This window comes from Priestia sp. SIMBA_032 (assembly GCF_046535215.1).
Classification (GTDB): domain Bacteria; phylum Bacillota; class Bacilli; order Bacillales; family Bacillaceae_H; genus Priestia; species Priestia aryabhattai.
In genome coordinates this window covers 1-307 of record NZ_JAWRXD010000371.1, presented here as the reverse complement: position 1 = coordinate 307, position 307 = coordinate 1, and the positions used below count along the sequence as shown (strand labels likewise).

1 pseudogene is annotated in these 307 nt (G+C 31.3%); it reads left to right on the top strand.

Annotated elements, in window-relative coordinates:
* Positions 1–204 precede the first annotated feature (204 nt).
* Positions 205–307, top strand: a pseudogene (locus SB717_RS34790) (glutamate racemase); the annotation flags it as partial.

Here is a 307-nt window from a genome sequence, read left to right as displayed (position 1 = left end):
CCGAGATACGAATGAGGATTTAAATATTAAATTAACGTCTTTAAGAGTAACAAATGTATTTTTATACGTCAATGGATATAGTAATAATCAGATTATAGAGAAGAGTTTGTGATTAAAAGTAAGAGGGATTGTTATGTGATATTTGAATTTTCGTAATATAATACATGTTATTGGCGCTAGATGATTGAAAAGGGGATGAAATAAATGTCTGTATGTCATAAACATTCAGCAATAGGTGTGTTAGATTCGGGAGTTGGGGGATTAACAGTTGCGAGCGAAATTATAAGACAATTGCCTAAAGAAAGCA